Origin of the sequence: Agromyces albus (assembly GCF_030815405.1) — a bacterium.
Lineage (GTDB): Bacteria > Actinomycetota > Actinomycetes > Actinomycetales > Microbacteriaceae > Agromyces > Agromyces albus_A.
The window spans coordinates 1914514-1926277 of the sequence record NZ_JAUSWX010000001.1; the positions used below are offsets into that span (position 1 = coordinate 1914514).

The 11764-nt window shown below is 71.3% G+C and carries 12 protein-coding genes, 4 tRNA genes and 1 pseudogene; 12 read left to right on the forward strand and 5 right to left on the reverse strand.

All coding sequences use genetic code 11. The annotated features are described in order from the left end of the window. Nucleotides 1-58: 58 nt before the first annotated feature. The 7 genes from QFZ29_RS08970 to QFZ29_RS09000 are packed head-to-tail and all read left to right on the forward strand — an operon-like array spanning nucleotide 59 to nucleotide 6669. A complete protein-coding gene (locus QFZ29_RS08970; RefSeq protein WP_306893797.1) occupies nucleotides 59-595 on the forward strand; it encodes a D-glycero-alpha-D-manno-heptose-1,7-bisphosphate 7-phosphatase in 537 nt (178 codons plus the stop codon). Then, the gene (locus QFZ29_RS08975; RefSeq protein ID WP_306893798.1) at nucleotides 592-1653 is read left to right on the forward strand and encodes a glycosyltransferase family 9 protein; all 1062 of its coding nucleotides are present in this window, start codon (nucleotides 592-594) and stop codon (nucleotides 1651-1653) included. Before QFZ29_RS08970 ends, QFZ29_RS08975 begins: the two co-directional genes overlap by 4 nt. Next, the gene (locus QFZ29_RS08980) at nucleotides 1650-2702 is read left to right on the forward strand and encodes a glycosyltransferase (protein WP_306893799.1); all 1053 of its coding nucleotides are present in this window, start codon (nucleotides 1650-1652) and stop codon (nucleotides 2700-2702) included. The genes QFZ29_RS08975 and QFZ29_RS08980 overlap by 4 nt, the downstream gene beginning before the upstream one ends. Next, nucleotides 2680-3930 carry a glycosyltransferase gene (locus tag QFZ29_RS08985; RefSeq protein ID WP_306893800.1) on the forward strand — a complete coding sequence of 417 codons (1251 nt, stop codon included), beginning with the start codon at nucleotides 2680-2682 and terminating at the stop codon, nucleotides 3928-3930. The genes QFZ29_RS08980 and QFZ29_RS08985 overlap by 23 nt, the downstream gene beginning before the upstream one ends. Continuing rightward, nucleotides 3927-4553, forward strand: a complete 627-nt coding sequence (locus QFZ29_RS08990; RefSeq protein ID WP_306893801.1) for a D-sedoheptulose-7-phosphate isomerase — start codon at nucleotides 3927-3929, stop codon at nucleotides 4551-4553. Before QFZ29_RS08985 ends, QFZ29_RS08990 begins: the two co-directional genes overlap by 4 nt. Next, nucleotides 4550-5911, forward strand: coding sequence for a PfkB family carbohydrate kinase (locus tag QFZ29_RS08995; protein WP_306893802.1), 1362 nt, complete (start codon nucleotides 4550-4552; stop codon nucleotides 5909-5911). Before QFZ29_RS08990 ends, QFZ29_RS08995 begins: the two co-directional genes overlap by 4 nt. A gap of 56 nt (nucleotides 5912-5967) precedes the next feature. Further along, nucleotides 5968-6669 (forward strand): SDR family oxidoreductase, encoded by a 702-nt coding sequence (locus tag QFZ29_RS09000; protein ID WP_306893803.1) that lies wholly within the window; start codon nucleotides 5968-5970, stop codon nucleotides 6667-6669. Here QFZ29_RS09000 and QFZ29_RS09005 read toward each other — a convergent pair. After that, nucleotides 6599-7768 carry a glycosyltransferase family 9 protein gene (locus QFZ29_RS09005; protein WP_306893804.1) on the reverse strand — a complete coding sequence of 390 codons (1170 nt, stop codon included), beginning with the start codon at nucleotides 7766-7768 and terminating at the stop codon, nucleotides 6599-6601. The two genes, QFZ29_RS09000 and QFZ29_RS09005, sit on opposite strands and share 71 nt — an antisense overlap. 299 nt (nucleotides 7769-8067) lie before the next feature. On the opposite strand from QFZ29_RS09005, the pseudogene QFZ29_RS09010 reads away from it, so the two are divergent. From QFZ29_RS09010 to QFZ29_RS09020, 3 genes and pseudogenes are all read left to right on the forward strand, one after another. Continuing rightward, a pseudogene (locus tag QFZ29_RS09010) lies at nucleotides 8068-8208 on the forward strand (PfkB family carbohydrate kinase); the annotation flags it as partial. A 235-nt stretch (nucleotides 8209-8443) separates the two neighbouring features. Then, nucleotides 8444-9364 (forward strand): D-glycero-beta-D-manno-heptose 1-phosphate adenylyltransferase, encoded by a 921-nt coding sequence (gene rfaE2 / locus QFZ29_RS09015; protein WP_306893805.1) that lies wholly within the window; start codon nucleotides 8444-8446, stop codon nucleotides 9362-9364. Beyond that, complete coding sequence (locus tag QFZ29_RS09020; RefSeq protein WP_306893806.1) at nucleotides 9361-10248, forward strand: glycosyltransferase family 2 protein; 888 nt, start codon at nucleotides 9361-9363, stop codon at nucleotides 10246-10248. Before rfaE2 ends, QFZ29_RS09020 begins: the two co-directional genes overlap by 4 nt. A 35-nt stretch (nucleotides 10249-10283) precedes the next feature. Here QFZ29_RS09020 and QFZ29_RS09025 read toward each other — a convergent pair. From QFZ29_RS09025 to QFZ29_RS09035, 3 genes are all read right to left on the reverse strand, one after another. Beyond that, nucleotides 10284-10358: transfer RNA gene (locus tag QFZ29_RS09025), tRNA-Val, on the reverse strand. 23 nt (nucleotides 10359-10381) lie between these two features. Then, a tRNA-Cys gene (locus QFZ29_RS09030) sits at nucleotides 10382-10455 on the reverse strand. Nucleotides 10456-10512: 57 nt separating this feature from the next. Further along, a tRNA-Gly gene (locus QFZ29_RS09035) sits at nucleotides 10513-10584 on the reverse strand. A 227-nt stretch (nucleotides 10585-10811) separates the two neighbouring features. Here QFZ29_RS09035 and QFZ29_RS09040 point away from each other — a divergent pair. Both QFZ29_RS09040 and QFZ29_RS09045 read left to right on the forward strand, forming a co-directional pair. Continuing rightward, nucleotides 10812-10884 (forward strand) — tRNA-Val (locus QFZ29_RS09040). A 130-nt stretch (nucleotides 10885-11014) separates the two neighbouring features. Further along, complete coding sequence (locus QFZ29_RS09045) at nucleotides 11015-11374, forward strand: VOC family protein (protein WP_306893807.1); 360 nt, start codon at nucleotides 11015-11017, stop codon at nucleotides 11372-11374. 25 nt (nucleotides 11375-11399) lie between these two features. On the opposite strand, the gene QFZ29_RS09050 is transcribed toward QFZ29_RS09045, so the two are convergent. Beyond that, nucleotides 11400-11762, reverse strand: a complete 363-nt coding sequence (locus QFZ29_RS09050; protein ID WP_306893808.1) for a type II toxin-antitoxin system PemK/MazF family toxin — start codon at nucleotides 11760-11762, stop codon at nucleotides 11400-11402. Nucleotides 11763-11764: the final 2 nt, after the last annotated feature.

Genomic DNA, 11764 nt, shown 5'->3' on the forward strand with positions numbered 1-11764 from the left:
CCGGAGAAGCCCCCTGGCTGCACGTTTAGGAGGAGGAGAAGTGGGTATCGAGCCGGGTATGGTGACCCGACCTCCGCGTGCGGTGCTCTTCGATCGCGACGGCACCCTCATCAGGGATGTGCCGTACAACGGCGACCCCGATCTGGTCGAGCCGATGCCGACGGTGCGCCCGGCGCTCGCGCTGCTGCGGCGCAATGGCATCGCCGTCGGCGTCGTCACCAACCAGTCTGGCGTGGCGCGTGGACTCATCACTCGAGACCAGGTCACGGCCGTCAATGCACGTGTCGAGGAACTGCTGGGTGCGATGGACGTCTGGGCGGTGTGCCCGCACGGCGTCGATGAGGGCTGCGGATGCCGCAAGCCAGCGCCCGGCCTCGTGCTCGCCGCCGTGGGGGCGCTCGGGGTGGCGCCCGCGGATGCCGTCGTGATCGGGGACATCGGATCGGATGTGGCTGCGGCCACGGCCGCGGGCTGCCGGGCGGTGCTCGTGCCCACGCCGGTGACTCGCTTCGACGAGATTCGCGACGCCCCGATGGCCGCAGCGACCGTACTCGCCGCGGTGGAGCTCGTGCTGGCGCTGGAGCCGGTCCCGTGAGCCGCCGCGTGCTCATCGTGCGACTCGACAGTGTCGGGGACGTCCTGCTTGCCGGCCCCGCGGTCCGCGCCGTCGCTGCGCGCGCCGAGGTGGACCTCCTCTGCGGTCCGACGGGCGCCCCTGCCGGCCGCCTCCTGCCCGGCGTGCGGCACGTGCACGAGTGGGACTGCCCGTGGATCGGCAACCCCGCACGTCCAGCGAGCGTCGAGGCCGTCGACGAGCTCAACGCGATCGTCGCGACCGTCAGGCCCGACGAGGCGGTGATCCTCACCTCGTTCCATCAGAGCCCGCTGCCGCTCGCGTTGCTGCTGCGGCTCGCGGGCATCGAGCGCCTCAGCGGGGCATCCGTGGACTACGCCGGAAGCCTGCTGGATGTGCGGCTCCGACCGGGCGAGGACTTTCCCGAATCGCAGTCGGAGGTGACCCGGGCGCTCACCATCGCGGCCGCCGCAGGCTACGAACTGCCGCCGGGTGACGATGGGCGTCTCGCGGTCCGGCCCACACCCGACCCGGCGCCGTTGGTGGGACGCGAGCCATACGTCGTCGTCCATCCTGGAGCAGCGGTGCCCGCCAGGGCGTGGCCCGTCACGCACCACGTCGCCGCGGTGCGCGCCCTCGCCGATGCCGGTCTCCGCGTCGTCGTGACCGGGTCGGCCGGCGAACGCGGCGAGACCGCTCGCGTCGCCGGCGATATCGCCGTCGACCTGGGCGGGCGCACGGATCTCGCGGTCCTCGCAGGAGTGCTCGGATCCGCCGACGCGGTCGTCGTTGGCAATACGGGCGCCGCGCACCTCGCCGCCGCCGTCAGCACCCCCGTCGTCAGCCTGTTCTCCCCCGTCGTCGACGAGACGTGCTGGCGTCCCTTCGGCGTGCCGACCGTGCTCCTCGGACGCACCGACACCGCGTGCGCCGGCACGAGGGCGCGGGAGTGCCCGGTCCCGGGACATCCGTGCCTCGCCGACATCGAACCGAAGCACGTCGTCGAAGCCGTCTTCGCGATCCGTCGTCAGCGGTCGGCTGAATTCGGCGCAGTGGCAACCGAGGCGGTGCCGGCATGAGGATACTGCTCTGGCACGTGCACGGCGGCTGGACCGATGCCTTCGTGCAGGGCGACCACGACTACCTGTTCCCCACCGACCCGGAGCGTGGGCCGTGGGGGCTCGGCCGCGGCGGTCGCGACTGGCCCGCCGCCGCGATCGAGGTCGACCAGGACGACCTCGCCGGCGAGGCGATCGACTTCGTGTTGCTGCAGCGAACCGAAGAGCTCGAGCGAGCCGAACGGCTCCTCGGCCGACGTCTCGGCAGCGACGTGCCGGCGGTCTTCCTCGAGCACAACACGCCCAAGCCGCACGCCGTGACCACGCGGCATCCGCTCGCCGATCGAGCCGACATCCCGATCGTGCACGTCACGCACTTCAACGAGCTCATGTGGGACAACGGCGAGGCCCGCACGGTCGTGATCGAACACGGCATCCGGGATCCGGGCCTCCGCTACACCGGAGCGATCGAGCGCATGGCCGTCGTCGTGAACGAACCCGTTCGCCGGTGGCGCATCGCCGGGAGCGACCTGCTGCCCCGATTCGCGAGCGCCGGCGGCATCGACGCCTTCGGCATGGGCGTGGAAGAGCTCCCCGGAGCACTCGGCCTCGCCGGTGGGCTGGTGACCCCGGTCGGCGACCTCACGCCCCACGCACTGCACTCGGCACTCGCCGAGCGGCGCCTCTATCTCCACGTGGCACGCTGGACCTCGCTGGGGCTCTCGCTTCTCGAGGCCATGCACCTCGGCCTGCCCGTCGTCGCCCTGCAGACGACCGAGGCCGCGCGTGCCGTGCCGCCCGGCGCCGGGTTCCTGTCGACGAGCGTCGACGAGCTCGTGGCGGCGGCGAGACTTCTGCTCGAGGATCCGGATGCCGCAGCGCGCCTCGGCGCCGCCGCTCGCGACGCGGCGATCGAACGCTACAACCTCGGCCGGTTCCTGCGCGACTGGGACACCCTCTTCGCGGACCTCGTGGAACGACCCCGGCGCACCGGCCGCCGGATCGCGGTGGAGATGCCTGCCGCCCTGACGATCGAAAGGAGCATCGATGCGCATCGCCATGGTCTCTGAACACGCGAGCCCGCTCGCCACCCTCGGAGGAGTCGACGCGGGCGGACAGAACGTGCACGTCGCCGCACTCTCGATCGAGCTCGCTCGACGGGGCAACGAGGTTCGCGTCTACACTCGCCGCGACGACGCCGTCTCGCCCGAGCGGGTGCTGCTCGCGCCTGGCGTCGAGGTCGTCCACGTCACCGCCGGACCGACCCGCCACGTACCCAAGGACGACATGCTCCCGTACATGCCGGCACTCGCCGCGGGAATCGCCGCGGACTGGACCGACTGGGCCCCCGACGTCGTGCACAGTCACTTCTGGATGTCGGGCGTGGCCGCGCTGGATGCGGTCTCCCGCATGGCGAGCGCACCGCGCGTGATGCATACGTTCCACGCGCTCGGCGTCGTCAAGCGACGTCACCAGGGCGCCGACGATACGAGCCCTGCCGAACGCGAATGGCTCGAGCCCGATGTGGGCCGCCGGGTCGACGGCGTCGTCGCGACATGCTCCGACGAGGCGTTCGAGCTGAAGAAGCTCGGCGTGCCGCCACGGAACATCAGCGTGATCCCGTGCGGGGTGGATCTCGCCCACTTCACGCCCGATGGGCCGCACGAGTCACGACGGCGGCGGCACCGCGTGCTGAGCGTCGGCCGGCTCGTGCCCCGCAAGGGGGTCGGAACGGTCATCGAGGCGATCGGGGCGCTCGCCGCCGAGGGAATCGACGTCGAACTCGTCGTCGTGGGCGGCGGCGCCTCGAACGGCGGGCGCGATCCCGAGCTCGAACGGCTCGCCGGCATCGCACGGCAGACGGGCGCGGGCGAGCGCATCGAGCTTCGCGGCCAGGTGCCCCAGTCGGCGCTGCCCGAGCTGTACCGCTCCGCCGACGTCGTCGTGTGCGCGCCGTGGTACGAACCGTTCGGCATCGTGCCGCTCGAGGCGATGGCCTGCGGCATCCCCGTCGTCGCGTCATCCGTCGGCGGACTCATCGACAGCGTCGTCGACGGGGGTACCGGGCGTCACGTGCCGCCGAGGGATGCCGGCGCGGTCGCCGACGCGGTGCGCGGACTCCTGCTCGACGAACCGCAGCGCCGGCAGCTCGGCGCGAACGGGAGGAAGCGGATGACGGCGCGCTACGCATGGAGCCGGATCGCGGCCGACACCGAGCGCAGCTATCGCGCGACCATCGCCGCCGCGAACGGCTCGGCGGCACCGGTGCGCCGCCGAGCGAAGGGAGGCGCGCGATGACCCTGCACGAGCCTGAGACCCGCTCCATCGCCGAGGAGTGGGCCGCACATGCGGTGATCCACCACGTCAGCGGCGTTGGCCCCGTGCTCGTCGCCCTCGAGCACGCGGCGCCGCGCCTCGCCCGGTGGGCGATGCAGCTCGCCGAGCGCCTCGAGGCCGGTGGGCGGCTGCTCATCGCCGGCAACGGCGGTTCGGCCGCCGAGGCGCAGCATCTCTCGGCGGAGTTCGTCGGCCGCTTCCGGCATGAGCGCCGGCCGTACGCGGCGATCGCGCTCAACTCGGATTCCTCCGCCGTCACGGCGATCGGGAACGACTACGGGTACGAGGAGGTGTTCGCACGGCAGGTGCGGGCGCACGCTCGCCCGGGAGACATCGTGCTGCTGCTCTCCACGAGCGGAGCGAGCCCGAACCTCGTCACCGCTGCACGGGCCGCAGCGGAGTGTCGCGCCGTGACCTGGGCGATCACGGGGCCGGCACCCAACCCGCTCTCAATCGAATGCGACGACACGATCGCCCTTCCCGGCGCCGCTCCGAATGTGCAGGAGGCCGAACTCGTGGCCGTGCACGCGCTCTGCGTGGCGTTCGACGCGCTCGTCGGTGCCGAAGAGGAGGTCGAGCGGTGAAGATCACCGTGGTCGGCGATTGCCTGCTCGACGTCGATCTCACCGGAGTGGCCGAGCGACTGAGTCCCGACGCGCCAGTGCCGGTCATCGACGTCACGGGAGCCGTCGACCGCGCCGGTGGGGCCGGCCTCGTGGCGACGATGCTGGCCCGCGACCGCGTCGACGTGACACTCGTGACCGCGCTCGCCGACGACGACGCCGGACGCCGGCTGCGCGACGCGCTCACGGGAGTGCGCGTCGTCGCGGGACGGCTCGACGGCCCCACTCCCGTGAAGACCCGGGTGCGGGCGGAGGGCCATGCGATCGCCCGCCTCGATGAGGGGTGCGGTGAGCCGGCCCAGCTCTCGGTCGGGGCGGCACAGCTCGAGGCGATCGCCGGAGCGGAGGTCGTGATCGCGGCCGACTACGGCCGCGGCATGCTCGCCGCCATAGACATCCGGCGAGCCGTCATGGACCGTGCCGACCTCGTGCCGGTCGTCTGGGACCCGCACCCGCAGGGCGCGGTGCCCGTTCCCGGCGTCGCGCTCGCGACCCCGAATCGTATCGAGGCGGCAGCACTCGCCGGGATGCCCGTCGGTGGAGTCGCCGAGGCGATGGATGCCGCCGCGCTCTTGCGCGAGCGGTGGTGCGCGGATGCCGTCGGCGTGACGCTCGGCCGCCACGGAGCCGTGCTCGCCGCAGCCGGCGCCCTTCCCGCGGTGCTGCCGGCGGAGCGCGTGGCCGCTGCGGACCCGTGCGGGGCCGGCGACCGCCTCGCCGCTTCGGCCGCTGTCGCCCTCGGACTCGGACTCGACGTGCACGAGGCCATGCAGCGCGGAGTCGCCCGTGCGAGCGCGTATCTCCGCGAGGGCGGAGTCGCTTCGCTGCATCGCCCGCCGGACCCGACTCCCCTGTCGAGCCGTCACACCGACGCGATCACCGTCGCCCGTGCCACTCGGGCAGCGGGCGGCACCGTCGTCGCCACCGGCGGATGCTTCGACCTGCTGCATGCCGGCCACGTTCGGACTCTCCAGGCCGCGCGCGAGCTCGGCGACTGTCTCATCGTGTGCCTGAACTCCGACGACTCCGTGCGACGGCTGAAGGGCCCTGAACGACCCATCATCACCGAGCACGATCGCGCAGACCTCCTGCTCGCGCTCGAATGCGTCGACGCGGTGCTCGTCTTCGACGAGGACACGCCGACCGATGCGGTTCGCCGGCTCGAGCCGGACCTCTGGGTCAAGGGCGGCGACTACCGCACCGAGGAGCTCGCCGAGTCCGTCGCGCTCGCCGAAGTGGGTGGTCGCGCCGTGACCGTGCCGTACCACCCCGCGCGCTCGACGTCCGCACTCGCTGCAGCGCTCGCGGCCGTGAGCTGAGCGATTCAGGAAAAGCGACCACCGATCGCCCGACGCGGCGAGGAAGGAACAGACACATGACGGATGCTGGCTCGACCATCGGACGAATCGTCATCACCGGCGGCGCGAGCGGCCTCGGCGCGGCGATCGCCGACGCCGTCGCCGCGGCAGGCGGGACCCCCATCGTGCTCGACCGGGTGGTGCCCGGCGAGGCACCCCACGAGACCTATGAGGCCGACGTCAGTGAGACGCGCGAGCTCGAGGCGCTGATAGATGGCATCGCGGAGCGGCACGGTGGCCTCGACGGGGTGGTCACCGCAGCCGGGATCGACCGGCCCGGTCACCTCGAAGACGTCGACGCCACGGAGTGGGAACGCGTCATCCGGGTGAACCTGCTCGGCACCGCTGCCACCGTGCGCGCGGCACTCCCCCACCTCGAGGCGTCGGGCGGCCGAGTCGTCACCGTCGCATCCACGCTCGCCCTGAAGGGCGCCGCCGGGGCCAGCGCGTATTGCGCGTCGAAGTTCGGAGTGCTGGGATTCTCGCGTGCGCTCGCCGCCGAGACCAAGGGACGAGTGGGCGTCACGACGCTCATCCCCGGCGGCATGAGCACGCACTTCTTCGATGATCGCGATGAGGAGTACCGCCCCGGTACCGATGCGAAGCTCAACGACCCGGCGAACGTCGCGCAGGCCGTCGTCTTCGCGCTCAGCCAGCCTGACGGTTCCGAGATCCGTGAGCTCCTGGTGAGTCACTCCGAGGAGAGTTCGTGGCCATGAGCTGAAGGGCATCGACGAGCACCGGCGGGGCTTCGACATCCGAAACGAACGAGACGTCGTGCTCGCAGCGCTCCGCCGTCCAGCCCACTTGGGTGACGTCGATGCCGCACACCGGGCACGTCACCGTGAACGCGAGGTGCACCCGGTGACGACCGCGCGAGAAGGGCGCGGCGTTCACGACGTTGCCGAACCAGAACACGCCGACGGTGGCTGCGCCGACGGCCTGCGCGAGGTGGCGCGGCCCGCTGTCGTTGGCCACGACGACGTCCGCCGCCGCGAGCAACGCCGCCGACTCGCCGAGCGAGAGGGAGCCGGCGACCACCGACATGCGTGACGAGTTGCCCGGTCTGCCTGCCTCAACGCGGCGCGCGATCGACGAGGCGAGGGGCCTGTCGCCCGCGTCGCCGATGAGGCGAACCGAGGCACCTGCGTCGAGCAACCCTTCGATCACGGACACGAATCGCTCCGTCGGCCACCGGCGGCGCGGATCGCTCGCTCCCGCGTGCACGACGGCGAGCGGTGCATCGTCCGGCGGCAGATGCTGCGCCACCGCGCGGCGTTCCGCCGCCGTCACGGAGATCCGTGGCTCGAGCGTCACGGGTTCGGCGCCGGCGAGCCCGGCGACCTCGAGGCCGCGCACGACCTCGTGCTGGTAGTACGCGTACGGCAGTGTGCGTTCGAGGCGCGCGGCATCCGGGGTCGCCGACCCCACCGTGTGGCGAGGGCCGAGTCCGAGCAGGAACGGGTTCGAGTGGCGTCCGCCGCCATGCAGCTGCACGCCGAGGTCGATCGGCCCGAGCCGGCGCACCCTCGCCCGGAACTCGGCTGCCTGCACGGCATCGGGTTCTTCGCCGGGTACGTCACGCACGCCGCGGGCGACGGGCAGCACCTCGACGCGAGCCACCGACGACGGTCGCCCCTCGAGGAAGGCCGCATGCACCGGACTCCCGAGGAGCAGGATCTCGGCGCCCGGATACGTCGCCGCGAGTGCGTCGATCGCCGGCATGGCGAACAGGAGATCGCCGAGTCCGCCGCCGCGGAGCACGGCTATCCGCCGCACGCGTTCGAACGGCGCGTCGACGGAGGCGAAAGCGGGCATGTGGCCTTCCCGAGGTCGGCAGCGGTGTCGATCCACCCATTCCCCGTCTCCGACCTGGCGAAACGTGTCGAATGGCATGCATACCTCGGAGCATCGGTGGGTATGCCGAAGCTGTGCACCGAATCGAAGATCTCCCACGTCGCATCCGTGTCGGCGCGCCCGTCGTCACCGTCGTCGGCGACGCCATCCTCGATCGCTGGTGGATGGGGGGCAGCCGGCGGCTCAGTCGCGAAGCGCCCGCGCCGATCGTCGAGCTCACGACGCAGATCGACGCGCCCGGCGGCGCCGCCAACACCGCCATGAACCTGCGCGCGATCGGCGCAGAAGTACGGCTCATCACGGTGATCGGCACGGATGCCGCCGGCGACCGGATACTCGATCTCCTCGACTCGGCAGGGGTCGATGTCACCGGGGTGCTGCGGTCCCCGCCCGTCCGCACCGTCACCAAGACGCGCATCGTGGCCGACGAGCAGGTGCTCGTGCGCGCCGACGAGAACCCCCTCGACCTCGCGGCCGCTGTGCACGCCGGGCTCACGAGCGATCTGGGTGCCGCACTGGCACGGGCGCTCGCAGGCGCGACGGCACTCGTCGTGAGCGATTACGGCTCGGGTCTCGTGCACGAGGCCGTCGCTTCGGCCCTCGAGCGGATGCCGCGGCCCGGCCACGTGATCGTCGATGCTCACGATCCGGGGTTCCTGGCGGTGGCTCGCCCCCGACGTCGTGGTTCCGAACGCCCAGGAGGCAGCGGCGCTCCTCGGCGAGCCGCTCGGCAACGGGCCCGAGCGCGTGCGCGCGGCCGAGGCATCCGCTCCCCGGCTCCTGGACCGCTCGGGGGCGCGCGCCGTCATCGTGACGATCGACCGCGACGGAGCCCTGCTGCTCAGGCAGGACGCCGATCCGATCGCAACGCACGCGCATCCCGTCTCCGAGAAGTACGCGTCGGGCGCCGGCGACACCTTCACCGCGGCCCTGGCCGCCGCCCTCGCCGCGGGGGCATCGCTCGAGGACGCGACTCGACTCGCCCAACTCGCCGCCGACGTCGCGATCGAACGACTCGGCACGTCGGTGTGCACGTCCGACGAGCTCGCGGCGCGCACCGTCAGCGCGCCTCCCGCAGTGCTCTCCGCCGAGGCGCTCGCCGCGATGATTCGGCGTGACCGTGAGCACGACCGCACGATCGTCTTCACGAACGGATGCTTCGACGTGCTGCACTTCGGGCACACGTCCTACTTGCGGCAGGCTCGAGAACTCGGCGATCGCCTCGTCGTCGCCATGAACAGCGACGCGTCGGTGCGGCGGCTGAAGGGCCCGGATCGGCCCGTCAACGGCGAGGCGGACCGTGCCGCCGTGCTCGCGGCACTCGAGTGCGTCGACTACGTCACGATCTTCGACGACGACACCCCGATCCCGCTCCTCCGCGAGCTCCGGCCCGACGTCTACGTCAAGGGCGGCGACTACTCGCCCGAGATGCTCGCCGAGACCCAGGTCGTTCGCGGCTACGGCGGCGAGGTCCGGATGGTCGACTACGTGCCCGCCCACTCGACGACGGAGCTCGTGGACCGGATCCGCACGGGAGAGCTCGGGCGGCAGCCGTGACGGCAACCGGAACCGGGTCTCGGCGCTGGTCGGGCGCCTGGGGTGACCCGGTCACGCGTGAACGCGCCGAAGTCGACGTGCTGATCCCGACCGTCGGCCGCGTCGCTGAGCTCGCCGTGACCCTCTCGGGTCTCGCCGCGCAGGACTCGCCGCGGTTCCGTGTGCTCATCGGCGACCAGTCGGCGGGCCAATCCGTCGAGTCGCATCCGACGGTGCGCACGATGATGCGCGTCCTCGAGGTCGAGGGCCGGGAGGTCGTGCTCGTGCACCGGCCCGAGCGCCGTGGGCTCGCTGAGCAGCGTCAGTTCCTGCTCGATCGGGCGACGGCTCCCTACGTGCTCTTCCTCGATGACGACGTGTGGCTCGAGCCCGGCGCGCTCGAGCGGATGCGCTCGGCGATCGTGAGCCTCGGATGCGGCTACGTCGGTCAGGCCGTACAGGGGCTCTCGCACCTCGACGACGACCGGCCGAGCGAGCGCGAGCCGTTCGAGTTGTGGCATGGCGCAGTCACGCCGGAGCGGGTGCGCCCCGGCACGACGGAGTTCGAGCGGTGGCAGTTGCACAACGCGGCCAACCTCGTGCACGTCGCAGCCGAGCTCGACCTCGAGCCCGGTGAATGGCGGGCGTATCAGGTGGCCTGGGTCGGCGGATGCACCATGTACGACCGAGCAGCCCTCGTCGACGCCGGCGGGTTCGACTTCTGGTCGAGGTTGCCGTCGATGCACGCCGGCGAAGACGTGGCCGCGCAATGGCGGGTCATGGAACGGCACGGCGGAGCCGGGATCGTGCCGAGCGGTGCCGTGCACCTCGAGGCCGCGACCACGGTTCCCGACCGCAAGGTCAATGCAACCGAGGTCGTGTTCGACGAGACGACCTCTCGATGAAACAGAGAAAGCCCCGGCATGCAGCCGGGGCTTCGTGGTGGGCGATACTGGGATCGAACCAGTGACCTCTTCCGTGTCAGGGAAGCGCGCTACCGCTGCGCCAATCGCCCAAGTCGAGAACGGGTTCTCAGCTTGGAGGTGGATACGGGATTCGAACCCGTGTATACGGCTTTGCAGGCCGCTGCCTCGCCTCTCGGCCAATCCACCGTGTATGGGTTCACCACCAAAAGAACAGGAATCGGGCTTTCGCCCGATCCTGATCAGAGCGGATGACGAGATTCGAACTCGCGACCCTCACCTTGGCAAGGTGATGCGCTACCACTGCGCCACATCCGCATTGCCCGCATTTCTGCGTGCAGAGAGACTCTAACGGATTCCCCGATCGATTCACAAACCGAGGCGGCCGTGTGGCCTGTTCCGCCCGATCAGTCGCGGATTCGGGGCCCGGTTCCCGGGCGTGTCGATGGCCACTTGTCCCCCGGTCGCGCCCGATGTGCATTCGGCCCGTCGCGTCGGCTAGTATCGAATCCGCGGTCACGACGAGTTCTGAAACCGCAGCATTTGGGCGATTGGCGCAGCTGGTAGCGCGCTTCCTTCACACGGAAGAGGTCGTCGGTTCGAGCCCGGCATCGCCCACGTACGCCCCCGTTCCACTGGGGGCGTTCTTCAGTTCCTCCCCTCTCTCCGGCCCCGCGCCACCCCGTTGTGGCATCACCTCCTGGCGTCTAGCGTGACGCAGAGGATCGCATCGAGGTGAGGAGGCACCATGCCCGGCGAAGTGTCGTTCATCGAATTCGGGGCGACGGATGCCATGACGGCCCGATCGTTCTACGGGAAGCTCTTCAGCTGGTCGTTCGAACCCGGCCCGGGCGGCGACGGGTACGTCATCGGCGGAGTCGGTGTACCCGCGGGTGTTCACGGCGGCGACGAAGGAGCCTCACCGTACGTCTTCTTCCGGGTCGACGACCTCGACGCCGCGGTCGCGGCAGTCGAACGCCTCGGCGGCACTGCGGAGCCGGTCGCTGATGCCGGCGACGAGGAATCCGTCGCGATCTACGGCGAGTTCCGGCTCTGCCGCAACGACCAGGGCTCGCCGTTCGGACTGCATCGCCCGCCGCGTCACTGACGGCTCGCGGCGGTGCACGACGGCGTCAGGTCCAGCCGTAGCGGTGGCGCAGCACGTCGGCCAGGAGCCGAAAGCGATCGGCATCGAGCGAGGCCGCCTCACGGCGCATGCCGTCGGCGTGCACGCGGAAGACGCGGTCGATGCGGGCCCAGCTCGGCCGCCCCGCGAAATCCCACGCGCCGTCGCCGAGCGAGACGAAGTCGGGGTCGCCGTCGTGCGGCTTGCTCGTGAGCTGCACGGCGAGGAATCCCCCGCCGGGAGTCGCCGAGACGATCACGACCGGGCGATCCTTGCCGCGGCCGTCGCGCTCCTCGAACGGCACCCACGTCCAGACGATCTCACCGGGATCGGGATCGCCGTCGCGCGTCGGCGCGTAGGCGAGCTGCACGC